The 420-nt window shown below is 66.0% G+C and carries 1 protein-coding gene; it reads right to left on the bottom strand.

Annotated features, from left to right (window positions below):
- The coding region (locus tag RM590_RS35755; RefSeq protein WP_311708974.1) for a hypothetical protein at positions 1-420 on the bottom strand (420 nt) is incomplete at both ends.

Here is a 420-nt window from a genome sequence, read left to right on the forward strand (position 1 = left end):
GTGCCGGTCGGCACCGTGATGCTGATCTTCTTGCCCTTGGTGTGGCTGATCTTGAAGCCCAGGGCCTCAAGGGCCTTGATCGCCCCGCTGGTCAGGGCGCCCATCTCGACGGTCCTGCCCTTGGTGTGGGCGACCTTGTCCTGCACCTTCCCGAGATCGGCCAGGGTCTGCCCCACGTCGGCCTTGACTGCCAGCTCTTTCGCGGGCAGCTTCTTCGCGATCAGCGCGTTCAGCGCCGACGCGGCCTTTTCAGTGGGTGCGGTGATCTCGACCTGGCGCCCGCCCGGCAACTCGCGGATCTTGAAGCCGAGCTTCTCCAACTGCGTCGTCGCCTCGTCGGTCAGCGCCGACACCCGGATCTTCGAATCCGCTGGCATGTGCCCGGCCAGGCCCTGCACGTACAGCAGATCCTTCTGCGTC

The sequence above is a fragment of the Streptomyces litchfieldiae genome (genome assembly GCF_031845365.1).
Classification (GTDB): Bacteria; Actinomycetota; Actinomycetes; order Streptomycetales; family Streptomycetaceae; genus Streptomyces; species Streptomyces litchfieldiae.